The organism is Pseudomonas sp. MWU13-2100 (genome assembly GCF_023242365.1).
In the GTDB taxonomy this organism is placed as follows: domain Bacteria; phylum Pseudomonadota; class Gammaproteobacteria; order Pseudomonadales; family Pseudomonadaceae; genus Aquipseudomonas.
In genome coordinates, this window is record NZ_JALLIX010000002.1 from 115,769 (window position 1) to 140,382 (window position 24,614).

The following is a 24,614-nucleotide window of genomic DNA, read 5'->3' on the forward strand; positions in this document are numbered from 1 at the left end:
GGCATCATGGACGACCCGATCGACAATAAACCGCCAACCTTCTGGCAAATGCTGCACAGCGTGATGGCGGCGGCCTTTGGTGTACAAAGCGGGAAAAACCGTGCCCGTGACTTTACCCATGGCAAGCCGAGCCACTTCCTGATCATAGGCATCCTGTTCACGGCGGTCTTCGGCTTGACGCTTTACGGTATCGTCAAGTTGGTGCTGCATTTTGCGGGTGTGTAGAAACACGCCCGCAACGTGTGACTCCGATCTATTTTCGAACCGAAACAGCAATATGGGGGCATTGTCCAGTCCGAACGGGATTGCCCACTAGCAGAAATGCTAGTTATTCAGGTCTGTTTGGAATAACGCTGATCGTTGAACGCCATAACCCCGGCCTCCCCCAGCGCTCACCCCCCAATCCGGGCATAGCCCTGAAACCTTATCGGGACGCTGAACTCAAGGCAGCACGGTTTTCAGGGAGAACGGATAGCGGTAGCTGTCCGGCTTGCCCTTGGCACTCAGGGCCTTGAAGTTAACGTGGTAATCCTCGCTGGCACTGTACCTCAGCAGCTTCCCGGCCTGGCTCTTGTCGATCAGTTCCAGCGCCGGGATCTGCCGCTCGCGACCACCGTAGCGAGTGAAGTCGATGCCGCCGGCATGGTCATGCAGCAACACCATTGCCCAGCCGCCCAGGGCGAAATGCCCGGCCACCAGCACGCTCAAGCGCCCGTCGATACGCGCCTGGAGAATCTCCGGGGAGCTGTTGACGGCACTGAACAGGACGTCCTGTCCCGGTCGGCGCCCGGCCTTTTCGAAGGCGGCCATGGCCCCCAGGGCCATTTCATCGTTGGCAGCCCAGACCAGTGATGTCTGCGGATAGCGCCGAATCATCTGCTGGGCCTGATCGAAGGCGCGCTCGCGACTCCACTCACCGTAGACCAACTGCCGCAAATGAACCTGCGGGAACTCCGCCAGCGCCCGACGCAGGCCTTGCTCGCGCAGCTGTGAGGCCGGAGTGAGCTTCATCCCGGCAAAGGCCAGCAGGTCAATGGGCTGGCCGGGCGCCTGCAACAGGCGTTGCCGGACCAGTTCCTTGAGCATCAGGTAGCCGCCCTGTTCGTCGTTCTGCACCATGCTACCCAGCAGTTCCGGCATGTCGCCGAGCCGCTCGCTCTGTTCCGCCGTCAGCCGGTTGTTGACAATAAACAGTTTCACCCCTCGCCCCTCGGCCATCCGCAGGATTTGCGGGGCCACGGACTGTTCATTGACGAACACCAGGTAATCGGGCCGATGCGCGCCCTGCAGAACCTCATATGCCTGGACAATACTGGTTTGCGGGTTGCGCTCGCCATAGCGCACCTCCAGCTCCATACCAAGGTTGCGTGCGGCCGCCTGCATGAAGTGGGCATAACTGACCCAGAATGGCTCCGTGGAATAACCAGGATTGAGAAACACCACAGTCGTCGCCTGGGCCATCGTCCAGAACGGCAAGCTCAGGATCAGCAGCACCTTGCAGAGAGTCTTCAGCATGTCAGCGCCCCGGAAAATAGCGGCGTATGATACAGGCAAAATGCCTGTTCCCCTTTTGCGAAGTTGTCGAAACTTTCCGACAGTTTTCGCAATCAAGAACGACTTCGGACTCGACCGAGCGTCCTCCTCTGGAATGCAGGGACGAGCAAGCTCGCCCCTGCCGTTACGGCAGATTGTGCATCAGAGTGATGGCAGGTTGCCTGTCTTACTTGTGACTGACCCAGAATACAGCGGTGGCCACCACCAGGATGATCAGGAACAGGATCGCCCAGGCATCGACCGTGCTGTCGCTTTTCCTTGCTTTGACTGGATTGCTCATCGCATCGCCTCTTGTCGGTTTTATCGGTGATTGCTGCAAACTCGCTGATAGTTAAGTAGAGATTTGCCCATACCACAAACAGGGTTATGGCTCGTCGACGCACGTTAGTCGTTTTGGTTCTGTGCATATACTCAAACATCACTTTTACGCATAACTGCAAACTGCTATCGTGCGCCGGCTCCGTCAGGAGTGCGCGGCCGTGCGCGCAGAATTGTTGAGATACGCCGGGTGCCTAAGGCACCCGGGGTATTTATGAAGCCTGAGAACAGGATCTATATGTACGTATACGACGAGTACGATCAGCGGATCATCGAGGACCGCGTCAAGCAGTTCCGTGATCAGACCCGACGCTATCTGGCAGGTGAGCTGAGCGAAGAAGAGTTCCGCCCACTGCGCTTGCAAAATGGCCTGTACGTCCAGCGTTTCGCCCCGATGCTGCGGGTGGCCGTACCTTATGGCCAGCTGACTTCGCGCCAGGCGCGAATGATGGCGCGGATCGCCCGCGACTATGACAAGGGCTACGCCCACGTCAGTACCCGGCAGAACATCCAGTTCAACTGGCCGGCGCTGGAAGACGTGCCGGAGATTCTCGCCGAGCTGGCCACCGTGCAGATGCACGCGATCCAGACCAGCGGCAACTGCCTGCGCAACGTCACCACCGACCAGTTCGCCGGCGTGGCCGCCGACGAGTTGGTCGATCCGCGCCCATGGTGCGAGATCGTCCGTCAGTGGACCACCTTCCACCCGGAATTCGCCTATCTGCCGCGCAAGTTCAAGATCGCGATCAATGGTTCGACCTCCGACCGCGCGGCCATCGAAGTCCACGACATCGGCCTGGAGCCGGTGCATAACGCCGCCGGCGAACTGGGCTTCCGGGTCCTGGTCGGTGGTGGCCTGGGCCGGACCCCGGTGGTCGGCGCCTTTATCAACGAGTTCCTGCCGTGGCAGGACCTGTTGAGCTACCTCGATGCCATCCTGCGGGTCTACAACCGCTACGGCCGTCGTGACAACAAGTACAAGGCGCGGATCAAGATCCTGGTCAAGGCCTTGACCCCGGAAGTCTTCGCCGAGAAAGTCGACGCGGAAATGGTCCACCTGCGCGGAGGCCAGACCACCCTCACCGAGGCCGAAGTCCAGCGCGTCGCCAAGCACTTCGTCGATCCGGACTATAAAGTGCTGAGCAACCAGGTCGCCGAACTGACCGAACTGGACCAGCAGCACCCAGGCTTCGCCCGCTGGCGGACCCGTAACACCCTGACCCACAAAAAGCCCGGCTACGTGGCCGTGACCTTGTCCCTCAAACCCACCGGCGTAGCCCCTGGCGACGTGACCGACAAGCAGTTCGATGCCATCGCCGACCTGGCCGATCGCTACAGCTTCGGCCAGCTGCGCACGTCCCACGAGCAGAACATCATTCTCGCCGACGTGGAACAGAGCCAGCTGTTCACGCTGTGGGGCGAACTGCGCGAGAACGGGTTCGCCACGCCGAACATCGGCTTGCTGACCGACATCATCTGCTGCCCGGGCGGTGACTTCTGTTCCCTGGCCAACGCCAAGTCGATCCCGATCGCCGAGTCGATCCAGCGCCGCTTCGACGATCTCGACTACCTGTTCGATATCGGCGAGCTGGACCTGAACATTTCCGGTTGCATGAACGCCTGCGGCCATCACCACGTCGGCCATATCGGTATTCTCGGGGTAGACAAGAAAGGCGAAGAGTTCTATCAGGTGTCCCTCGGTGGCAGCGCCAGCCGTGACGCCAGCCTGGGCAAGATCCTCGGCCCGTCCTTCGCCCAGGACGCCATGCCCGATGTGATCGAGAAACTGATCGACGTCTACGTGGAAAAACGTACCGAAGACGAACGCTTCATCGACACTTACCAGCGTATCGGTATCGACCCCTTCAAGGAGCGCGTCTATGCAGCGAATCATTAAGAACAACGCCGTTATCGACGAGACCTGGCACCTGCTGCCCAAGGACGCGTCCTTCGATGGTATCTCCAACTGCGACGACCTGATCGTACCGTTGGCCCTGTGGCGTGAGCACGCCCATGCCCTCAAGGCTCGTGACGGCGGCCTCGGCGTATGGCTGGACGCCGATGAAGAAGCCGAGGAAATCGGCGATGATGTGCAGCACTTTCAGGTCATCGCTCTGAATTTCCCGGCCTTCACCGACGGTCGCAACTACTCCAATGCCCGCCTGCTGCGTGACCGTTACGGTTACAAGGGCGAACTGCGGGCAATTGGCGATGTACTGCGCGACCAGTTGTTCTACCTGCACCGCTGTGGTTTCGACGCCTACGCCCTGCGTGCGGACAAGGACCCCTACGAAGCCCTGGAAAGCCTCAAGGACTTCTCGGTGTCCTACCAGGCCGCCACCGACGAACCGCTGCCGCTGTTCCGTCGCCGCTGAATCCCGCCGGTCCGGGCGCATCGCGCGCCCGGACCTCGGCTCAGAGCCCCAGTTCCTCCTCTGGGATTCTTTCCAGTATCTCTCGGGTCAAGGCCTCAAGCTCGCGTGTCTGCGCCTCCCGCCAATCCTTGAGCTGATCCCCCATCTGCGCTTCCAGCTCGATATCGATGAACTCATGCCAATGCGGATCACGGCTACTGGTACGCTGGGCGTCCAATGAAGACACGACAGCTTGATGCTGCGCGTCGATTGCCTTGAAGCGCGCGGGATAGCTGTCCTTCAGAAAGCTGGCCCAGAACTCACGGCGAGCCAGGGCCTGTGGGTATGCCGAGGTCTTCTCCCGGGCAATCACCTTGGCATAAGCCGTATCCAGATGCGCCTGTGTCACCCGGGCCAACTCACTGAACGTCATGTGCCGGGGCTGTCCCGGTAACTGCAGGCGTTCGGTCAGACCGATGCGATAGGCCAGCCTGACCTCCACCGGGTCGACTCGCGGCACATTGAGCAGCTTCAGCCGTGCGCCGATATCTTTCTGCGCCAGGGCCTCGACCTCATCGAGACGCCACAGTCCGCGGGTCAGCTTCAGCAGGCTAAGTTCAGTGGTGGTCGCCGTGTCCGCAGCCATTGACTTGGCCCGATTGACCAGAACCTTGACCTCCATGTCACTGAAGATCAGTTCCGCGCCATCGGAGCAGGTCTGCGGATGGGACGCCGAGACAAACAGCTCTTCGCGCAGATCCTTGTATCGGCTGGCAGCATCCAGTACCTCCCAGACCCGTGAGCTCAAGTCCGAGCGAGCCTCGCGGTACTCGGCGGTGACACTCAGGTCCCCCAGCAGCTTGAAAAAATCCTCGGAGCCTTGCTGGTGATACAACAGTTTCCATTGCTGCTCTTTCTGCGCTCGCTGCTCGGTGGGGATAACCTCGATCCAGTGATCGCACTCCTGCAGCGACTCCGTTCGGCGTGGCGCGTGAAGCCGTCGCCGGCTCTGTGTATCGATGCCGAAGTTGATCCCGGTTTCCCGCTCGTAGTGCTGCAGTCGCCGCACGCCCTCGGCGGACAGCATCGGATTGTCGTGCAGGTGGGTGACTCGGTTGATACTGGGAGGCCCGCTGTAGACCAACTCGGGAATCGTCGAGATCCGGTTGTTGCGCAGGTCCACCCGCTGCAGGTTACGCAGCCCCGACACCCCCTCCGGCCAGCGATCAATGTTGGTATGGCGCAGCAGCAGATGCTCAAGATCGTTCATCCGGCTGACATCCGGCGGCAGGAACAGCGGGTTATCCGATAAATTCAGGAACTTGAGCCGGGTCAGCCGGGTCAGCACCCTGGAGGCCTGGGCATTCATCACGATCTGGTTGCCGGGCAGGTGCAGATGCATCAGTTCGAACATCTGCCCAAGCTCTGCTGGCAGGCTGCTCAAGTGGTTGAAGCCCAGGGACAACCAGCGTAGTTGCTTGAAGTGGGCCAGGAACGAAACCTCGGTGCTGGCCACCGCCATGTCGTTCATGAACAGAAAGCCGACATGGCTGAAATCGGCGCGGATCGGTGGCAGGTCGCCGACGCGCATACCGAGCAAGTCCAGCTCGTAGAAGTACTTGCCACCCAACAGGTTGCGATTGGATTGTTTTCTCCAGCAGGCGAGGATCGCATCCACCACCCGCTGTTTGTTGTCGGGGGCGACCGGGGCCACCTGCAAGGTGCCACGCACCCTTCGCCAGGTCTGGCGTTGCGCCCAATGGTCCAGCGTCGCGGACAAGCTCTCATATTCTTCCCGCAGGCGTTCGAGCTCCACCAGGCAGGCCGGCTCGGAAAGATTGAGCGAAGCGAGAAAACCACTCACCTCCGCGGGGGAAAAGCCCGGATACAGCTGGCGCGCTCGCCGGGTCAGTCGTTCGGTATAGCCAATGTCCCGTGCGCCATCGCTCAGCGGATAGCCCGTCCGCCCCGAAGCCAGGCGCATGGGTGGTTTGAACCGGCGGTTCAGGGGGGCCAGGCCCAGGACGTCCTGGGCGGCGTAGGGATCCTGGACAATCCGCTCGACGATCCGCGCCTTCAGCCAGGCACCGGGCTCGGTGGAGCGCCCCCCCAGCTCACGGTTACCGAGCGTCGGCAACACGTCAACCAGCGCATCAAAAATGTTATCCGCGCCACCCAAGCGCGCTCCTGCTTGATTGAACGCGTTGTAGCGTCGCCCCTCCTTGAGCAGTACCCGCAGCGTGGCGGAGTCCGGAGCCCCCACCGCTTCGATCGCCGGGCTGAGAAACCGCTGCTTGCGCAGCTCGATGCGCAACCCCGTGGATGGCCAGTCCGGCAACTGCCCAAGGGTATGCAGCACCAGCCGATCCCCCTGCCCGCCCTCTTGTGCGGATAAATACCAGCTTTCACAAACACGGTTGAGTTTCAGCTGTTTGAGGTACCAGCGGATTTCTTCCGAGAAGCGTAGCGGCACCTGCTCACTCAAGAGTTCGAGTTCGGCGCTGCTGCCATGGGCAATCAACTCCTCGGCGACACTTTTCGGCAGGCCGGGGTACACCTTGAGCATGCGCTTCACCCGGTCATCGTCAGTCTTCTCGCTGGCCGCATACAGCGTGTCGAACAACCATTGTTTTCGCTCCGAGGCCGATTGCCGGAGTTTCCGAGCCAACAACTGAACGCGCTTACCCTCGTCAGCCAGGCTCACCCCCAACAATGCGTTGCGTTCGGACTCGCTCAACATGTTCAGCGACAACTTGAGCAGATCAGCGTTTCTGAGCTGCGATTCGATGAGTTGCAGCGATGAAAACTGCTCGGAGGTACGCTGGCCGTATTCCTCCATTACCTCCCCCAAGGCATTGAGTACCTGGATAACACGGTTATCCGGCCAACCGGGCAGCGTCGTCAGCAACCGCAGGCGCAGATCACCCTGCTCCAGGGCGCGTGACGCGGGGCCCGGCACCTCGTCGATGAAGTGGTTGATGGTCTGGTCGATCCTGAACCGCTTGAGGGTATCGAGCAACAACGCGGGCGGCGGCTGATTGTCCACCAGGGCCTGGCGCAAGGCACTCTCCTGGGCTCCACCGAGCTGGCGGATATGCTGTCGCATCCGCTCGCCGAACTCCGCCACGGGTTGGCCCATATGCCGGAACAGTTGCTCCGCGGGCCACTGCGCCACCTGCTCGTAGACCGTTTTCCAGCTGCCCAGGCCGTTGTGCCTGAGGGGTGGCGCGTGAAACAGCGCACCCGCCGGAGGATCAATCTGCCATTGCAGGCGGCGGCTGTCGTAGCTCACGGCATAGCGCTTTCCATCGAGCAGTAGATAGGTGTTGCCCTCGAATGGGTAGAGCCCGATTTCATTGGCCTCCAGCTCATCCGGCAGGCGGATATCACGCTCATAGGGGCCCAGATCGACCTTCCACAAACGGCGCTGGCCCCCGGGCCCTTCGACGGGGATCAGGGCATCAACCGAGGCTGGGGCTTTCAGGGCGCGCAGCAGCACCTTGCCGCTGGCCATCGCCGCGGCCCCGGCCGCGAGCTCGGCGACGCTTTCAGCCACATCCATCAGATAGTCGAGGGCCTCGCGCTTGTCGCCGAGTTGCCAGGCCTGCAAGCCGTCGTAGACCTCCCCGACCAATTGCACCACCGCCGCCGCCAGGATGACTTCGCCGACCACCGGCACGAACGACAAGGCCAGCGCCAGCAGCGTCAGCCCGGCTTCGCGGTAAGCATCCAGACGCGCCTGGCGCACCCGCGCATCGACATCAGCCGTAGGCACCGCCAGTTGCCGTGCGTGCGCCTTGATATGGAGATAGCGCTGCTGATGAAAACTCTCGAACAGGTTGCCGTTGATGGGCACTTCGCTTGACGGAATATATTGGAAGATCGACGGCACGGGCGGCCACTTTCGATCCAGGGACGACAACCTGGATTTGAGGGTACGAAAAAAACGCAGCCGGTGTTCCTCGGGGACGAAACGACTGAAAAACTGCTGGTAGGACAGCTCCCGCAGTTTCAGGGTCAAGTCATGTTCGAAGAAGGTATAGCTGCTGTATCGAGCCAATGGCCTGCGCGGATCCGCGGGAATATAGGCAATGCAGGGCGAATCCGAGCCTTCCGCCAGTTTTGCCCCGATGACCAACCAACCGTTCAACTCGATATCGAACATGCTCATTCGGCTGCAATGAACCTCTTCTCCCGAGAGTTTCGGCCGAACCTTGCCCTTGACCAACTCCAGCAGCAGATCATAGGTTGGCAGGGTGATATCCCCTTTCATGTAAGCGATATCGGCGGCCACCGCCAGCGCGTGTTTGTCATAGTCGACAAAGCATTCTTTGACCGATGATGGATGGCCGGGCAATTGACTGGAGGAGTTGAAGACACTGTCGATATGTGCCTGATACAAGGCGCCCAGATCCAGTGCTCGACAGAGTCCGGCAAAGGTTTCGGGAGCCAGTGTCGCGTTGATGCCAGGAGTTCGGCCGGGAAACTGGACCATTGCCTTGCCCTTCAGCCCCCCCCTCTCAGCCTCGCTGGCCTCGAAGTTCTGCAGGGCGGCTTCCAGCAGGGTTTGTGTATGAACAAAGGTGTAGAGCTTGTCTTCGAAAATACTCGACAGGTAAGTCGCGTCGACTCTGACAAACCGCACATGCTGCAGATCCAGGTCGCCATTCAGGTTTTTTTCCAGCGCCCGAGCCAACCGTGGCATGCAGAACCCCTGAATGTCCTGCAACTGCGCCAGAATCCGCCGAACTTGATGTTTCGACGCCTCCAACGCCAATAGATGCTCACGCAGTAGCAGGCGCATCTCCGGAGGGGCCTTGTACAGCCAACCCGGAATTTTCTCCCTGACCGTACCAAAATGAATCCCCGCCTCAGCGGGCGCGGGACTTTCAACAATGCTTTTCAGTGCTTCCATGGCAATCAACCCGGACATCCATTAGAGGATTCAGCGTATTGATCACCTGACAAGGGAGGGGCGTATTTATAGCTGGTGCGACGGCGTCCGTCGGCGAATGCCGACAGCCGCCATCAGCAGGGAGATTTACCAGAAACGTTGTTGGGTCAAGCGGCTCCACCAGTTGAGCAGCACGCGATCCAACGAGCTGCTGGCGGCCAGTCCGACACGCTCCTGCAGGCTTTTGCGCTCGGCATAATGCAGGTGGAACAACTCGGCATTTTTTGCCCGTTCGGCCAGGTATTCATCACTGGTCTTCAGTTCGTCCACCAGCTGTTTGTCCAGGGCCGCGACCCCCAACCAGACTTCGCCGGTGGCCACCTCATCAATGGCCAGTTGCGGGCGATATTGCGAGACAAAATTCTTGAACAGGCGATGGGTGATATCCAGATCCTGCTGAAACTTCTCACGACCTTTTTCGGTGTTCTCGCCAAACACGGTCAATGTGCGTTTGTACTCGCCCGCGGTCAGCACTTCGAAATCGATATCGTGCTTCCTCAGCAATTTGTTGACGTTGGGCAACTGCGCCACTACGCCAATGGAACCGAGAAAGGCAAAAGGTGCGCTGATGATCTTGTCGCCGATGCAGGCCATCATGTAACCACCACTGGCCGCCACCTTGTCGATGCAGATGGTCAGCGGTACGCCGGCCTGACGGAGACGCGCCAATTGCGAGGAGGCCAGGCCATAGCTATGAACCATGCCGCCGCCGCTTTCCAGGCGCAACACCACTTCATCCTTGGGCGTGGCCAGGCTGAGTACCGCGGTAATCTCATGGCGCAGGCTTTCAGTGGCCGAAGCCTTGATATCGCCGTCGAAATCCAGCACGAATACCCGTGGTTTGCTCTCCGGCTGCTTCTTGTGTTTTTTCTCGCTCTTGGCCTGCTGCTTGCGCAAGGACTTGAGCTGCTCCTTGTCGAGCACGCTCTGTTCCAGACGCTCACGCAGGCTCTTGTAGAAATCGTTGAGCTTGCTGACCTGCAACTGCCCCGCCGACCGGCGTCGGCCTTTGCTGCGCAGCGTGGCCGCGGTCACCAGAACCACGACGATCGCAATAACCAGGGTAACGGTTTTAGCCAGAAAACTTGCGTACTCGGCGACAAACTCCACGGTGACTCCTTACAAAACCAGGCGGCCCCCGGCTGTGGGGACTCACTACCGATCAAGCATACCGTCGGGGCGACCTTGCGACCAGTTGTGGCACCGCCTGAATTGTTTCTCTAACAAACATTTCAAACGAGCGTATGTTTTTTTATTGACAGGCTTCCACCATCCCCATAACCTCGCCAGACCTTCAACGTACCGGGATGACGCGGACGTGGGCAGCATCTATCTGATTCGACATGGCCAGGCCTCCTTCGGTGCGGACGACTACGACGTGCTTTCGCCGATCGGTATTCGGCAGGCCGAGGTCCTCGGCCTGCACCTGGCCGACCTGGGCCTGAGCTTCGACCGTTGCCTGGCCGGCGATCTGCGCCGCCAGCGGGATACCGCGCTCACCGCCCTGGGGCAGTGCGCCGCCGCCGGCCTGCGGGTCCCATCCCTGGAAACCGATGCCGCCTTCAACGAGTTCGATGCCGACGCGGTGATCCGCGCGCTATTGCCCAGCCTGCTGCCGGACGAACCCGAAGCCCTGCACATCCTGCGCAATGCCGCGCAAAACCGCGGCGAGTTCCAGCGCCTGTTCGCCTTGATCATCGAGCGCTGGCTCGGTGGCAATCATGACACCCCCGAGTTGGAAAGCTGGCTCGGGTTTGTCGCCCGGGTCGAAGGCGGACTGCGGCGGATTCTCGAGCAGGCCGACAACAGCCAGAAAATCGCCGTGTTCACTTCCGGCGGGACCATCACCGCCCTGCTCCACCTGATCACCCGAATTCCGGCCAGGGAAGCCTTCGAGCTGAACTGGCAGATCGTCAACACTTCGCTCAACCTGCTGAAGTTCCGCGGTCGCGAAGTGGCCCTGGCCTCCTTCAACAGTCAAGCGCACCTGCAACTGCTGAAGGCCCCGGAGCTGATCACTTTCCGATAAGTTCCGGCCAACCGTGACCCTTGTGGGGTCGTCGCCGTATTTACCCATAAAAGGATCGAACCATGACCTCTGTAGCCCACGTCGTAGAAGCAATGAAAGCCAAGTTCAACCCAGCCGCCGCTACCGGTCTGGACGTGATCTTCGGTTTCCGCATCGATGAAACCCAACACTTTTCGCTGATCGTCAAGGATGGCGCCTGCGAACTGAAGGAAGGCGAAAACCCGGAAGCCAACGTGACCCTGGTCACTGACGGCGAGACCATGAAAGGCATCGTCAGCGGGGACACCGACGGCATGCAGGCATTCATGAGCGGCAAACTGAAGGTCGAAGGCGACATGATGCTGTCGATGAAGCTGAGCGAGCTGTTCCCGAGCTGATCCAGGCCCGCAAGATACTGCAGCAACAGCCGCGCCTGATTGTGGGAGCGGAGCTTGCCCGCGAAGCTTTTGACGGCCGTAAGGGCCTCTTCGCGAACAAGCTCCGCTCCCACAAGGTTATCCGGCGCTTTTCAGCGTGAATGTTCTTGAGTGAACAGCACCGCACACCTCCATTCCCCCATTCTTGCCAAGCAACGCCTCCCCTCTACGCTGGCACATCAGGCCCGCTGATCATCCTGCAACACCCCGGCCAATAACAGCAGACCGCGCTTGTAGGCAGACAGGGCGAGCATTAGATTAGTCAATAATCTCTGGCCTCCAGAATAAGCAGAAGGGATAAGCATGCCGCTTACTGACCAGTCCACCCGTATCCGCGCCGGCGAAGAGCTGGATGTCGATTTGATCGATCCGTACCTCAAGGCACATATTCCGGGCCTGCACGGTCTGCCGGATATCAGCCAGTTCCCCGGCGGCGCCTCGAACCTGACCTATCTGATCCGCTACCCGGAACAGGAGTTTGTCCTGCGCCGGCCACCGTTCGGTCACAAAGCCAAGTCGGCCCATGACATGGGCCGCGAGTTCCGTATCCTCAACCAGCTCAAGGACGGTTTCCCGTATTGCCCCAAGGCCTACGTGCACTGCACCGACGAATCGGTGATCGGTGCCGAGTTCTATGTGATGCAGCGGGTCGAGGGCATTATCCTGCGTTCCGATCTGCCACCGGAACTGGGCCTGGATGCCGCGCAGACCGAAACCCTGTGCAAGAGCTTCATCGACCGGCTGGTGGAACTGCATCAGGTCGACTACGCCGCCTGCGGCCTGGCTGACCTCGGCAAGCCCGAAGGCTACGTCGAACGGCAGATCCGTGGCTGGAGCGAGCGTTATGAAAAAGCCCTGACCCCCGACGCACCCAGTTGGGAAGCTGTCCGTGCCTGGCTCAACGACAAGATGCCCGCCGACCATCCGACGTCGAGCATCGTGCACAACGACTATCGTTTCGACAATGTGATCCTCGACCCCCACAACCCGATGCAGATCATCGGCGTGCTCGACTGGGAGCTGACCACCATCGGCAATCCTCTGATGGACCTGGGCAATACCCTGGCCTACTGGATCGAAGCCGGCGACCCGGCGCCGGTGCAATTGATGCGCCGCCAGCCGAGCCACGCCCCCGGCATGCTGACCCGCCGCCAATTCGTCGACTACTACGCCGAACGCTCAGGCATCGCCATCGACAATTTCGACTTCTACTACACCTACGGCCTGTTCCGTCTGGCCGGCATCGTGCAGCAGATCTACTACCGCTTCTTCCACGGCCAGACCCAGGACAAACGCTTCGCGCAGTTCATTCACATGAACAAGCTGCTGGAGCAGATGAGCCTGAAAGTCATCCAGTCGTCCAGCCTCTGATCGCGCTAACAACAAGGAAAACCACCATGTCCAAGACCCAGTTGTTCGACCTCGACGGCAAGATCGCCTTTGTTTCCGGGGCCAGCCGTGGTATCGGCGAGGCCATTGCCAAGCTGCTGGCCCAGCAAGGCGCCCATGTCATCGTCTCGAGCCGCAAGCTCGAAGGCTGCCAGCACGTGGCCGATGCCATTATCGCCGACGGCGGCAAAGCCACCGCCATCGCTTGCCATATCGGCGAAATGGAACAGATCAACCGGGTCTTCGCCGGCATCCGCGAGCAATTCGGGCGCCTGGATATCCTGGTCAACAACGCCGCCACCAACCCGCAGTTCTGCAACGTGCTGGATACCGACCTCAGCGCGTTCCAGAAAACCGTCGACGTGAATATCCGCGGCTACTTCTTCATGTCGGTGGAAGCCGGCAAACTGATGCGTGAACACGGTGGCGGCAGCATCATCAACGTGGCTTCGATCAATGGCATTTCCCCGGGCATCTTCCAGGGCATCTACTCGGTGACCAAGGCCGCCGTGATCAACATGACCAAGGTCTTCGCCAAGGAATGCGCGCAGTTCGGTATCCGTTGCAACGCCCTGCTCCCGGGCCTGACCGACACCAAGTTCGCCTCGGCACTGGTCGGCAATGAAGCGATCCTCAAGACCGCCCTGCAACAGATTCCCCTCAAGCGCGTCGCGGCGCCGAGCGAAATGGCCGGGGCCGTGCTGTACCTGGCCAGCGATGCCTCCAGCTACACCACTGGCGTGGCGCTGAATGTGGACGGCGGCTTCCTGTCCTGATCATGAAATAAATATTCCATCAATTGAATTTATTGAATTTAAATTCTATAAATAGCCCTTCCTGAAAATAACAATCAGAAGGTGCGCCGATGGACGAGTTGGGAATAGGCTTGATCGGCACGGGCTTCATGGGCCGTGCCCACGCGTTGGCATTTCACAATGCCAGCGCCGTATTCGAACTGCCGCTGAAACTGCGCCTGGTGGCACTGGCGGACGCCAACACCCAGCGTGCCGAATCCTGTGCCCAGGCCTGGGGTTTCGAGCAGGCCTACGGCGACTGGCAACAGCTGATCGACGATCCCCGAGTCGGGGTGGTGGCCATCACCACGCCCAATCACCTGCATTTCCCCATGGCGATGGCCGCCCTTGCGGCGGGCAAGGCGGTCTACTGCGAAAAACCCCTGGCGGTCGACCTGGATCAGGCAACACGGATGCGTGACGCGGCCCGCCAGGCCGGCGTGGTCACCCGCGTGGGTTACAACTACCAGCACAACCCGATGATCGATCTGGCCCGTGAGTTGATCCAGAGCGGCGAACTGGGGGAGATCGTCGGTTTCCAGGGTGAGTTCAGCGAGGACTTCATGGCCGACCCCGCCTCGCCCTGGTCCTGGCGTTGCGAAGCACAGCATGCCGGCGGCGCCCTGGCCGACCTGGGCAGCCATCTGCTGGCCATGGCTCGCTATCTGCTCGGCGATATCACCGCCGTGTGTGCCGACACCCGCACTGTCCATGCGCAGCGTCCCGCCAGTGCCGGCAGCCTGGAAACCCGCGCGATTGCGGTCGATGACCAGGTCCATGCCTTGCTGCGCTTCGCCAACGGCGCCCGGGGCACTTTCAGCAGCAGTTGGCTCAAGCACGGCTACAAAAACCATCTGAGCTTCGAGATCAGCGGCACCCGGGGCACCCTGGCCTTCGACCAGGAGCGCCTGAACGAACTGCAACTCTGCCGCGCCGGCCAGAACGGTTTTCAGCGCTTGCTGGCCGGGCCGCATCTACCGCGTTACGCGGCGTTCAGCCCCGCCGCCGGCCATCAGTTGGGTTACAACGAGCTCAAGACCCTGGAAGTCCAGGCACTGATCGAGGCACTGGCCGGTCGCAGCCAGACGGGTACCGACTTCGAAGAGGCCTGGCAGGTGGAACGTCTGGCGACGACGATTCGCCGAGCGGCCAAGGAACAGCGCTGGGTTGACGTCGGCGAGCTGTAAACCTGTGGGATGCTGAACCTGTGGGATGCTGAACCTGTGGGATGCTGAACCTGTGGGATGCTGAACCTGTGGGATGCTGAACCTGTGGGATGCTGAACCTGTGGGATGCTGAACCTGTGGGATGCTGAACCTGTGGGAGCGGAGCTTGCCCGCGAAGCTTTTAGCAGCCTCAAGGCTGCCTTCGCGGGCAAGCTCCGCTCCCACAAAAGCCCCACCTCACTAAAGCCCTCACAAAAGCTCCACCCTACAAAAGCCCCACCTCACTAAAGCCCCACCCAAAACTCCACGCCTGCAAAAACTCCAGCGCCACAAAAGCACCGCATCCACAGACAATCTGCACTTTTCAAATTGAATGTTATTTGAGGCTGGCAGCGACCTTGTTGGCCACATCCGCAGGCAGCCAGGCCTTCCAGACCTCCGGGTGCTCCTTGAGAAAAGCCTCTGTCACCTTGCGTGGCGGCAGGCGCTCCTCGCTCATTTTCGCCAGCGCCTGGTTCAACACATCAATCGGCAGGTCGACCTTGGCGAAAAATGCCAGCACCTGCGGGTACTGCGTCTTGAACGGCGTCGAGACGCCAATGCTCAACTTCGAGGCCAGGGAACGACTCGGCTTGGGGTCGGGGTTCTCCGGGTCGGTCAGGGTCTTCCAGGCTTCGGCATCAAAGGCCGGCTCCTGCAGTTGGACCAGCTTGAACTTGCCCAGCAGCGGCGTCGGCGACCAGTAGTAGAACAGGATCGGTTTGCCCCGCCGGATCGACGAGGTAATCTCTGCATCCAGCGCCGCCCCGGAGCCGCTGCGAAAATTCACATAACTGTCGGTCAGGCCATAGGCCTTGAGCTTCTGCTGGTTGACGATTTCCGAGGTCCAGCCGATCGGACTGTTGAGAAAGCGTCCTTTATCCGGTGACTCCGGGTCGCGGAAGACATCCTTGTAACGCTCCAGGTCCGCGACCCCGTGCAGATCCGGCGCCAGGGGCTGGATGCCGCGCTCCGGATCGCCCTTGATCACGTACTCGGGCACCCACCAACCCTCGGTGGCCCCCTTGACCGTATCGCCAATGGCCGCGACCTCGCCCGCCGCTTCAGCCTTGACCCACACCGGGCTGCGGCCGGCCCACTCTTCGCCGATCACCTGGATATCATTCTTGGCCAGGGCCGTTTCCAGGGTCACAGTGGTGCCGGGCAGCATATCGGTCGGCAGGCCGTAACCCTTTTCGACGATATAGCGCAGGATGTCGGTAATCAGACTGCCGCTTTCCCAGTTCAGGTCGGCAAAGTGGATCGGCTGGGGAGCAGCCCGAACCGGAAGTGACAGGACGCAGACACAGAGTACGGCCAGGGCGCTGGCGAGCAGCGCGCGAAAACCTTTCATGGAATTACCTCAATCGCAGGTCGTCTATCGGCGAAAAATCCGAAAGCCCGGAAATATTCAGTCAGTTGAACTGTAGTAGAGGTTCCCGGATTGATGCACCCACGATCATTGAGAGCCTGGCGACTGAAGCTGCTGCAACTCGCGTCGGACCATGCTGACATACTCGGCAGGCCCCAAGGTATACAACTGCGCCGCGACCCAATTGAGCCAGGCGCCCTGTAGCTCGGCCTTGCAATCGAACAGCCGACGGGCCTCGGCACTGGCCTGCTGCGCATGCTGGCGGTGGAACTCGGCGCGGCTCGAATCCATTATTCGCTGGCCTTGAACGTCAGTTCGCCCTTGCGCCAGCGGGCAGCCTTCTTGGTCACGTCCTTGAGGGTCTTGCTCAAGGCGCCCTGCAACTGTTCATGGGCGGCAAATACCATCACCACGGCATGCCCTTCCTTGAACACGATGCCGTAGCCTTCGGGCACGCTGATATAGGCATAGTCGCCCAGGCCATAGACCGTCAATTTGATCTCGCGGAACTTGATGTCCAACTTGCCGCCTTCGCGGCTGGGCAATACCGCGGCACGAAAATGATCGCCGACTTTCAGCTCCAGACGCTGCTTGTCATCGACCACCAGGGAGGTTTCGGTATCGATCTCGGCAATGTAGATGCCTTCGGCGGTTTGTTCGGTGATATAGACGAAACGCGATTGAAACTGCTTGACCAGCTTGGCCCGAAGATCACCCAGTACAAACAGTGCATGCATATCCAGATTACTGACTGCCAACGAAAAGTCCTCAAACTCGAAAAATGAAGCCGCCCGGCGAATGCCAGGCAACACAAAACGTTCGGTCACTGCCGTCGGTTACCGAATAGAAAGCCCTGATGTTTGCCCGCGCGGTTTGGCGATGCTCACCGGTGCGCAGAAAGCCTAATGGATATAAGGTCCCATGACTTCTGCGAAGTGTCATCAGCGCTTGAAGGAAAACACCGCATTGCACCGATCAAGGGAAACCGGCAACTGAATTTGCGAGGGAAGGCCTTCTTGAAAAAAAGTAATTTCCGACATGCAGGTTGCAAAAAATGCCCTGGATGAAATCAGCCCCTGGGCACTGGAAGTGATTCTAGAACACGTCAGGCCATTCGGGCCAATCAAACTGCCTGCGGGTAGCATCTTACAAGACAAAAAGTACTCGATTGTGTCCAGTCTGTCGCAAATACCCTGTAGAAGCACCCGGGCGAGGCTACAGAACACTGCCTTGCGGTCGATAAGCTGGCAAGCGTCATTCCAGGAGTATCGCCGATGATCAACTTGAATGCTTCCTTGATCCCGCCTGCCTTCCTGCTGTCGTCAAACGACGACAGCGGCAGTCTCACCAACCATCTTTCGTCTAACCCGTTGCCGGGTGATGACAGTGGGTCGAATCTGCTGGGCGACAGCCTGGCGGGTAATGGCAAGGCGGCGAAAGAGCGGGTCAAGAAACTCCGCGCACAGATCGAGCAACTGCAGCAAAGACTGCGCAGGGCCAATGCGCAGCTGGCCGCGACCAAAAGCGCCCGTCACCCCAATGCGTCGGCGCGCGAAGCCGCAGTCCAGCCCGCCAAGGCCCAGGTCGCCGCCCTCGGCGCCGCATTGAACGGCACCAGCACCGCGCTGTTCATGGCGGAAAAGCTGACGGCCGGAATGATTGATACTTCGGCCTGAGGCCAGCAGCGAATCCTTGTGAGAGCCGGCTGGCCGGGACGCCGCAGCGCAGCGATGGCGGCCGATGGGGCTGCGCAAGACTCAAGGGCCTCATCGCTGGCAAGCCCGCTCACAAGGACTCCCTCCGCGCTTACTTTTCCGGTTTGTAGCCCAGGCGCAGTCCGCCCCAATGCCGGCCCTTGAGCATGATCGGCACTGACAGGTCATGCATCAGCTCCCCCGTGTCGCGGGTGTAGGTCTGCAACAGCAGCGGCTGCTGGTGGCTGCCACAGCGGATCCCAGTACGGTCATCGAATTTGCGCTTGGTCCGGTTGTGCAGCGTGTCGTGCTGCGGATTACCCGTCAGGGGCTGGCAAAACGCCTGGTTATGGGTCGGCACATAACCCTGGGGCGTACAGGCGATGGCGAACACCAGGCCTTCATGGCGAGCCAGCAACGGTTCCTGAATCGCCGGCAGCACCTGATCGGTGTAACGATCGAAACGCGTCTGGTATTTGGCCGGCGAAGTGTTGGCGATCGGCTGGTAACTGCGGTCGAACAGGTCATCCAGGCTGATACGGCTCTGCTCGATATCCGCCTCGAAACGGGCGGCGATCTGTGCGGCCCCTTCGCGGGCAAGGTCGTAGACCCGTTGGTGGTAATCATCCAGGCCGACCTCGGCCAGCCGCTGGCTGATGGTCTCGGCCTGCCCTTCCATCTGGATCGCCGCCTGGCTCAGATGGCGGGTCTGCTGGTCGCTGACGGTCAGGTCGCCGCGCATCTGCTCCACCGCCACGAACAGGCTATCCAGTTGCTCGCGGTTGCTCTGCGCACCGCGGGCGATCTCGCCCACCTGCGCTTCGACGCTGGCAGCGAGACTGGCGATGTTCTCCAGGTGCCGGCCGGTATCCTCGACTTGCTCCACGCCACCGTCCAGGTCCTGGGCCAGTTGGCGAATCTGCTCGACGACCTGGGCGGTACGCTGCTGGATATCGGCCACCATGACCCCGACCTCGTCGGTCGCAGTGGCCGTCCGCCCGGCCAGGCCACGCACTTCGTCGGCCACCACGGCAAAACCGCGGCCATGCTCGCCGGCGCGGGCCGCCTCGATTGCGGCGTTAAGAGCCAGCAGGTTGGTCTGGCTGGCGATTGCCTGGATCACCAGAGTCACCCGCTGGATTTCCTCGCTGCGCAGGCTCAGGGCCTCGATCGTCTGGCGACTGAGATTGGCCTGCTGGCTGAGCCGGTGCATGCGGCCGATGGACTCCGCCAGTACCGCATGCCCCTCGGCGCTGCTGCTACGGGCCTCACTGGCCGAGCCCAGGGCCTGCTGGCTCAGGTGCGAGGTGGTCTGCTCGGTATGGATCACCCGTTCGGCACTGGCGACAATCTGCGCGGCGGCACTGAGCTGCGATTGCACCTTACCGGCCAGTTGCTTGACCGAAAAGGCCACGCCGGCGGCGGACAGGGCGTTATGACTGGTGGTATGGGAAAGGTCGCGGGTCAATTGCGCCAGGGCGTCGCCGCTGCTCTGTGTGGATAACGCCGGGGCCTGGCGCATCCGCAGGCGCGGCAGCCAGATCAGTAATAGCGCCAGGGGCAGGCAAGCCCCCAGGGACCAGTCGGCAAAGGCCATGGCCGACAACAATAGCGCCAGTCCCACACTCTGTATCAACGGTGTCAGCCAGCGCAACGCCGGTTTTGATGGCACATCCGCGTGCGACCCGACTCCAGGCAGAATTCCTTCTCCAGACATGTACTTACCCACCGTGAGCGTCTAATTGTTTTTTCCCATTAAACGCCACTACGGGGCCATTAGCCATGGTCCGTTAGTTGTAGGGCGTTTGAATCAACAATAGTTGCTGTGGGTCAAGTGTGGAGGCGGGCTTGCTGGCGATTAACGATACGCGGCTTGACACAAACATCGCGTCGCCGCGAATCGCCGGCAAGCCGGTTTCTACAGGCGGGCAAATCAGGCTTGGCGCTGATGCTTGTCGATCTGCTCGTGACGTTCCTGGGCCTCGATGCAGTACTTGGTGGTCGGGCTGATCAGCAGGCGCTTGAGGCCGATTGCCTCGCCGCTGTCGTCGCACCAGCCGAAGGAGTCGTCGTTGATGCGCAGCAGTGCTTGTTCCAACTGCGGCAGCATGCGCTGGTCGCGGTCGATGGCGTTCACCAACCAGGTGCGTTCTTCTTCAACGGAAGCGGCGTCAGCCGGGTCAGCCGGGGTATCGAGACTCTCGATGGCAATACGGTTCTGCTCGATACGCTCGTGGGTTTCGACTTTCATCGCTTGCAACAGCTCGGTGAAGAAAGCCAGTTGCTCGGCGTTCATGTAGTCGTCCGCCGGCATGGCCAGCAACTTTTCCTTTGTCATTGATTTCTCTATAGAAAATACGTGCATTAAGGCGAATTAGGGAGCGTTCTGCACACCTGAGGGGATGCACAGAAAGGCGCCGTCCATTCCAAGCGCCACCCGGCACTCAATTTACGAGGGGCGGCAGTCTAAGGCCGAGTTATCGAGTCAGCAACTGAAATGACAGCAAAAACGTCCGATACGCCCATACAGGCGCTCTGGCGCCTGTCCTATGAAGACGTATCGGAGTGTGTTTATAACAAGAAATTCACCGCAAAGCGCCTATTAAGGAGACAAATGGTCACGCAGCGCGCGGCGTAGCACTTTGCCCACCGTGGTCTTGGGCAGCTCCTCGGTGCGAAACTCGACAATCCGTGGCACCTTGTACCCCGTCAGGTACTCACGGCAATGCGCCAGCAGCTGGGCCTCGGTCAAGGCCGGATCCTTGCGCACCACGAAGATCTTCACCCGCTCCCCGGTGACCTGATCGGCGACACCGATGGCCGCCACTTCGGCGACGCCGGGGTGCAGGGTGACCACATCCTCGATCTCGTTGGGGTACACATTGAAGCCCGATACCAGGATCATGTCTTTCTTGCGGTCCACCAGTCGAATGAAGCCCTGCTCGTTCATCACCCCGATATCACCGGTCGACAGCCAGCCGGCCCGGTCCAGCACCCGGGCGGTTTCCTCCGGCCGCTGCCAGTAGCCTTTCATCACCTGCGGACCGCGCACCTGCAACTCGCCCTCCTCGCCCGCTTGCGCCAACTCGCCGTCTTCACGCATGAACCGCACCCAGGTCGAGGGCAAGGGCACGCCAATGGTCCCGCTGAAATCACCCTCGCGCATCCGCGCGATGTCGATGGGACTGATGCAGACCACCGGCGAACACTCGGTCAGCCCGTAGCCTTCGATGATCGGCACCCCGGTCACCTCTTTCCAGCGACGGGCCACGGCGGTGTGGGTGGCCATGCCGCCAGCAATCGCCAGCTTCAGATCGGAAAAGTCACGGCCACGGAAGTCGGCGTCTTCCAGCAGCCCGTTGAACAGGGTATTGACCCCGACAATGCCACTGAACCTCTCCTTGCGCAGGATCATCTGTACACGCTTCACATCACGGGGGTTGGCGATCAGGATATTGCGCCCGCCCAGGCACATGAACATCAGGCAGTTCACCGTCAATGACAGCACGTGATACAGCGGCAGCAGGGTGACGTTGGTTTCCTGCTGGCTCTCATCCAGTTGGTTGCCGACCCAGGCCTTGGCCTGCATCAGGTTGGCGAGGATATTGCGGTGGGTGAGCATCGCGCCCTTGGCATCGCCCGTGGTGCCGCCGGTGTATTGCAGGAAGGCAATGTCATCGTGGGCCAGCTTGACCTTCCTCGCATGCATCCGCGCGGCCTGCTGCATCATCCGTGGAAAACGGATCGCCCCGGGCAGATGAAAGCGCGGCACCTGTTTCTGCACATGTCGCAGCACAAAGTTCAAGGCCGCGCCCTTGAACGTGCCCACCAGGTCACCGATTGCCGCCACCACGACGTTTTTCAGCGCACTGCCGGGCAACGCCTGCTCCAGGGTATGGGCGAAATTCTCGAAGATCACCACGGTCTCGGCACCGCTGTCCTTGAGCAAGTGCCGGAGTTCGTGGGCGGTATACAGCGGGTTGACGTTGACCACCACCGCGCCCACCAGCAAGGTGCCGAACAGGCAGATCGGATATTGCAGGCAATTGGGCATCATCAGCGCCACACGATCCCCCTTCTTCACCCCTCGGGACTGCAGCCAGGCCGCGAAGGCAAAGGCGCGTCGCTCCCACTCGAGGTAGCCCATCTCGGTGCCGATGCTGACGTAGGCCACGCGCTCGCGGTACTTCTCCATATGCTCGAGAAACACCTCGCGCAGCGACGGGTAACGGTCGATCTCGGTTTCGATATCGGCGGGAACCCCCGGCAGGTAGGCGCTCAACCAGATACGCTGGTCAATGCTGTGCAGGCTTGCGACGCTCATGGCACTCTCCTTGTTGTTGTTTTATTTTTCGACGATGGCGGTTACGCCCAGCCCGCCGGCGGCACAGACGGAGATCAGTCCGCGGCCCTGGCCGCGCTCGTCAATGGCCTTGGCCAGAGTGGCCAACAAGCGCCCACCGGTGGCGGCAAACGGGTGCCCGCAGGCCAGGGAGCCGCCATAGACATTGAGCTTGTTACGGTCAATCGAGCCCAGTGCCGCGTCCAGGCCGAGCCGTTCGCGACAATACTCGGAGTCTTCCCAGGCCTTCAGGGTACAGAGCACCTGGGCGGCAAAGGCTTCGTGGATCTCGTAGAAGTCGAAGTCCCGCAAAGTCAGGTCTTCGCGGGCGAGCATCCGCGGCACGGCGTAGGCCGGTGCCATCAACAGGCCCTCGGTGCCATCGACAAAGTTCACTGCCGCGGTTTCGCCGGTTCGCAGGTAGGCAAGCACCCGCAGGTTGTTCGCCTGCGCCCACTCCTCGCTCGCCAGCAAGACCACCGAGGCGCCATCGGTGAGCGGCGTCGAGTTGCCGGCGGTCAGGGTGCCGCTGTGTTTGTCGTAGGCCGGCCCCAGGCCGGCGAGCTTCTCCAGGCTGGCATCGGCACGCAAGTTGTTGTCGCGTTTCAAGCCGCGATAAGGACTGATCAGATCATCGAAGAAACCGCGCTTGTAGGCGGCATCGAGGCGCTGGTGACTGGTCAGCGCCAGTTCGTCCTGGGCCAGCCGGCGGATCTGCCAGCGCCTGGCCATCTCCTCGCAATGCTCGCCCATCGACAGCCCGGTACGCGGTTCGCCGATACGCGGCAGCAGGGGGTTGAAGAACATCCCCGGTCGCACCCCGAGCAGGCTATACAGCTTGTCGCCCAGGCCCTTGGCGCGGTTGGCTCGCAGGAGGATCTGGCGCAGGGCTTCGTTGATCGCAATGGGCGCGTCGGAGGTGGTATCGGCGCCGCCGGCAATCCCCACGTCGATCTGCCCCAAGGCAATCTTGTTGGCCACCAGCAACGCCGCCTCAAGGCCGGTGCCGCAGGCTTGCTGCACATCGTAGGCCGGAGTCTGCGGCGATAGCGTGGTGGACAGCAGGGACTCGCGGGCCAGGTTGAAATCCCGCGAGTGCTTGATGACCGCGCCGGCGGCGAATTCCCCCAGGCGTTTGCCCTCGAGGCCGTGGCGGTCGATCAAGCCCTGCAAGGCCGCCACCAGCAGGTCCTGGTTGCTGTCCTGGGCGTAGACTGTGTTGGAGCGGGCAAACGGAATGCGATTGCCGCCGAGGATGGCGACCCGCCGCACCGGCGCCGGATTGAAACCATAGGTGCTCATGACTGACCTCCGCCGATAAAGAGTCCGCGCATATGCGGCTTGTCGCCTGTCGCGTTGCGCACTTCGAATTCATGGCGCGTGTCTGTCGGCGGCACATTCCACAACGTCGCGCTGCCGGGCAGGAAGATCGGTAGTTTGAACTCACAGGCCAGCTCGGCGGCGGCCAGTGGCCGAGGGGGTTGTTGTGCCGCCAATGCCCGGCCCAGGGTCCACATGCCATGGGCAATGGCCCGCGGAAAACCGAACAGGCGTGCCCCCAGCCAGGAGGTATGGATCGGATTGTGATCACCGGATATCCGCGCAAAACGCCGGCCCAGGTCCGCCGGTAGCGACCAGCGCTGGGTGCGCACCAGGGCCGCTTCGTCCAGGTCCAATACGCCCTGCCAAGGCTCCCCCAATGGCGCGGCAACCCCGCGTCGCAGATACAGGCTTTCACTTTCCCAGACCAGGCCGCCGCCGCCTTTCGCCCGGGTGACGATCAGCACCGCCTGGCCCTTGGGATGCGCCACCCAACGTTCGCAATGCACCTCGACGCGCAAGGCCTGCCCGGCTTCCAGGCGTTGGTACTGGTGAATGCGATTGGCCAGGTGGACCATACCACTGGCCGGCCAGGGAAAGGCCGGGCTGGTCAGCAGCAGCAAGTGCAGCGGAAACGCCAGGGTATGGGGAAACGACAGCGGCACCCCGTGCTCGGGGCGGAACCCACAGGCACGGGCATAGCCGGTAATGTCCGCCGCTACCAGTTCCACCGCCGGACGCACCAGTCGCTCCTCGGGCAAGCGCGGCGGGCCATCGAGTTTGGGTTTGCGCAAGCTGCGCAGGCCGGCCCAGAGTAGACGGGTACTGGAAGGCGGCGGGTCGATGATACGAATACAGGAGTCGGCTTTCATC

The 24,614-nt window shown here is 61.0% G+C and carries 20 protein-coding genes; 9 read left to right on the forward strand and 11 right to left on the reverse strand.

Going from position 1 to position 24,614, the window contains the following annotated elements:
* Positions 1-6 precede the first annotated feature (6 nt).
* Positions 7-225: a DUF2970 domain-containing protein gene (locus M5B99_RS02160; RefSeq protein WP_248802427.1), complete on the forward strand. Its 219-nt coding sequence runs from the start codon at positions 7-9 to the stop codon at positions 223-225.
* Between the two features lie 216 nt (positions 226-441).
* Here the strand turns inward: M5B99_RS02160 and M5B99_RS02165 are convergent, their stop codons facing one another.
* Positions 442-1,515 carry an ABC transporter substrate-binding protein gene (locus tag M5B99_RS02165; RefSeq protein WP_248802428.1) on the reverse strand — a complete coding sequence of 358 codons (1,074 nt, stop codon included), beginning with the start codon at positions 1,513-1,515 and terminating at the stop codon, positions 442-444.
* A 595-nt stretch (positions 1,516-2,110) separates the two neighbouring features.
* Between M5B99_RS02165 and M5B99_RS02170 the strand changes: the two genes are divergently transcribed.
* The gene (locus M5B99_RS02170; RefSeq protein WP_248802429.1) at positions 2,111-3,769 is read left to right on the forward strand and encodes a nitrite/sulfite reductase; all 1,659 of its coding nucleotides are present in this window, start codon (positions 2,111-2,113) and stop codon (positions 3,767-3,769) included.
* Entirely contained in the window at positions 3,753-4,247 is a 495-nt protein-coding gene (locus M5B99_RS02175; protein WP_248802430.1) for a DUF934 domain-containing protein, read from the forward strand. Before M5B99_RS02170 ends, M5B99_RS02175 begins: the two co-directional genes overlap by 17 nt.
* A gap of 40 nt (positions 4,248-4,287) precedes the next feature.
* On the opposite strand, the gene M5B99_RS02180 is transcribed toward M5B99_RS02175, so the two are convergent.
* Complete coding sequence (locus M5B99_RS02180; RefSeq protein WP_248802431.1) at positions 4,288-9,141, reverse strand: NEL-type E3 ubiquitin ligase domain-containing protein; 4,854 nt, start codon at positions 9,139-9,141, stop codon at positions 4,288-4,290.
* A 126-nt stretch (positions 9,142-9,267) separates the two neighbouring features.
* On the reverse strand, positions 9,268-10,290 hold the full coding sequence (gene sohB, locus M5B99_RS02185) for a protease SohB (RefSeq protein WP_248802432.1): 1,023 nt from the start codon (positions 10,288-10,290) through the stop codon (positions 9,268-9,270).
* 208 nt (positions 10,291-10,498) lie between these two features.
* On the opposite strand from sohB, the gene M5B99_RS02190 reads away from it, so the two are divergent.
* The 5 genes from M5B99_RS02190 to M5B99_RS02210 all read left to right on the forward strand — a co-directional run bounded on the left by M5B99_RS02190 (position 10,499) and on the right by M5B99_RS02210 (position 14,995).
* The gene (locus M5B99_RS02190; RefSeq protein ID WP_248802433.1) at positions 10,499-11,209 is read left to right on the forward strand and encodes a histidine phosphatase family protein; all 711 of its coding nucleotides are present in this window, start codon (positions 10,499-10,501) and stop codon (positions 11,207-11,209) included.
* Between the two features lie 62 nt (positions 11,210-11,271).
* Complete coding sequence (locus M5B99_RS02195; protein ID WP_248802434.1) at positions 11,272-11,586, forward strand: SCP2 sterol-binding domain-containing protein; 315 nt, start codon at positions 11,272-11,274, stop codon at positions 11,584-11,586.
* A 342-nt stretch (positions 11,587-11,928) separates the two neighbouring features.
* Positions 11,929-12,996: a phosphotransferase family protein gene (locus tag M5B99_RS02200; protein ID WP_248802435.1), complete on the forward strand. Its 1,068-nt coding sequence runs from the start codon at positions 11,929-11,931 to the stop codon at positions 12,994-12,996.
* A gap of 26 nt (positions 12,997-13,022) precedes the next feature.
* Positions 13,023-13,790, forward strand: a complete 768-nt coding sequence (locus tag M5B99_RS02205; protein WP_248802436.1) for an SDR family oxidoreductase — start codon at positions 13,023-13,025, stop codon at positions 13,788-13,790.
* Positions 13,791-13,879: 89 nt separating this feature from the next.
* Positions 13,880-14,995, forward strand: coding sequence for a Gfo/Idh/MocA family protein (locus M5B99_RS02210; RefSeq protein WP_248802437.1), 1,116 nt, complete (start codon positions 13,880-13,882; stop codon positions 14,993-14,995).
* Between the two features lie 355 nt (positions 14,996-15,350).
* Here the strand turns inward: M5B99_RS02210 and M5B99_RS02215 are convergent, their stop codons facing one another.
* The 3 genes from M5B99_RS02215 to M5B99_RS02225 form a co-directional block, all read right to left on the reverse strand.
* Positions 15,351-16,367 carry an ABC transporter substrate-binding protein gene (locus M5B99_RS02215; protein WP_248802438.1) on the reverse strand — a complete coding sequence of 339 codons (1,017 nt, stop codon included), beginning with the start codon at positions 16,365-16,367 and terminating at the stop codon, positions 15,351-15,353.
* A 105-nt stretch (positions 16,368-16,472) separates the two neighbouring features.
* Positions 16,473-16,676 (reverse strand): hypothetical protein, encoded by a 204-nt coding sequence (locus M5B99_RS02220; RefSeq protein WP_248802439.1) that lies wholly within the window; start codon positions 16,674-16,676, stop codon positions 16,473-16,475.
* Positions 16,676-17,143: a hypothetical protein gene (locus M5B99_RS02225; RefSeq protein WP_248802440.1), complete on the reverse strand. Its 468-nt coding sequence runs from the start codon at positions 17,141-17,143 to the stop codon at positions 16,676-16,678. The genes M5B99_RS02220 and M5B99_RS02225 overlap by 1 nt, the downstream gene beginning before the upstream one ends.
* A 516-nt stretch (positions 17,144-17,659) precedes the next feature.
* Between M5B99_RS02225 and M5B99_RS02230 the strand changes: the two genes are divergently transcribed.
* Entirely contained in the window at positions 17,660-18,061 is a 402-nt protein-coding gene (locus M5B99_RS02230) for a hypothetical protein (protein ID WP_248802441.1), read from the forward strand.
* Between the two features lie 130 nt (positions 18,062-18,191).
* Here the strand turns inward: M5B99_RS02230 and M5B99_RS02235 are convergent, their stop codons facing one another.
* From M5B99_RS02235 to M5B99_RS02255, 5 genes are all read right to left on the reverse strand, one after another.
* The gene (locus M5B99_RS02235; RefSeq protein WP_412548685.1) at positions 18,192-19,796 is read right to left on the reverse strand and encodes a methyl-accepting chemotaxis protein; all 1,605 of its coding nucleotides are present in this window, start codon (positions 19,794-19,796) and stop codon (positions 18,192-18,194) included.
* A 216-nt stretch (positions 19,797-20,012) separates the two neighbouring features.
* Positions 20,013-20,417, reverse strand: a complete 405-nt coding sequence (locus M5B99_RS02240) for a TraR/DksA family transcriptional regulator (RefSeq protein ID WP_100943636.1) — start codon at positions 20,415-20,417, stop codon at positions 20,013-20,015.
* Positions 20,418-20,681: 264 nt separating this feature from the next.
* Entirely contained in the window at positions 20,682-22,403 is a 1,722-nt protein-coding gene (locus tag M5B99_RS02245) for an AMP-binding protein (RefSeq protein WP_248802442.1), read from the reverse strand.
* A 21-nt stretch (positions 22,404-22,424) separates the two neighbouring features.
* Positions 22,425-23,723, reverse strand: a complete 1,299-nt coding sequence (locus M5B99_RS02250; RefSeq protein WP_248802443.1) for an acetyl-CoA C-acetyltransferase — start codon at positions 23,721-23,723, stop codon at positions 22,425-22,427.
* Complete coding sequence (locus M5B99_RS02255) at positions 23,720-24,613, reverse strand: MaoC family dehydratase (RefSeq protein WP_248802579.1); 894 nt, start codon at positions 24,611-24,613, stop codon at positions 23,720-23,722. The genes M5B99_RS02250 and M5B99_RS02255 overlap by 4 nt, the downstream gene beginning before the upstream one ends.
* Between the last annotated feature and the right edge of the window lies 1 nt (position 24,614).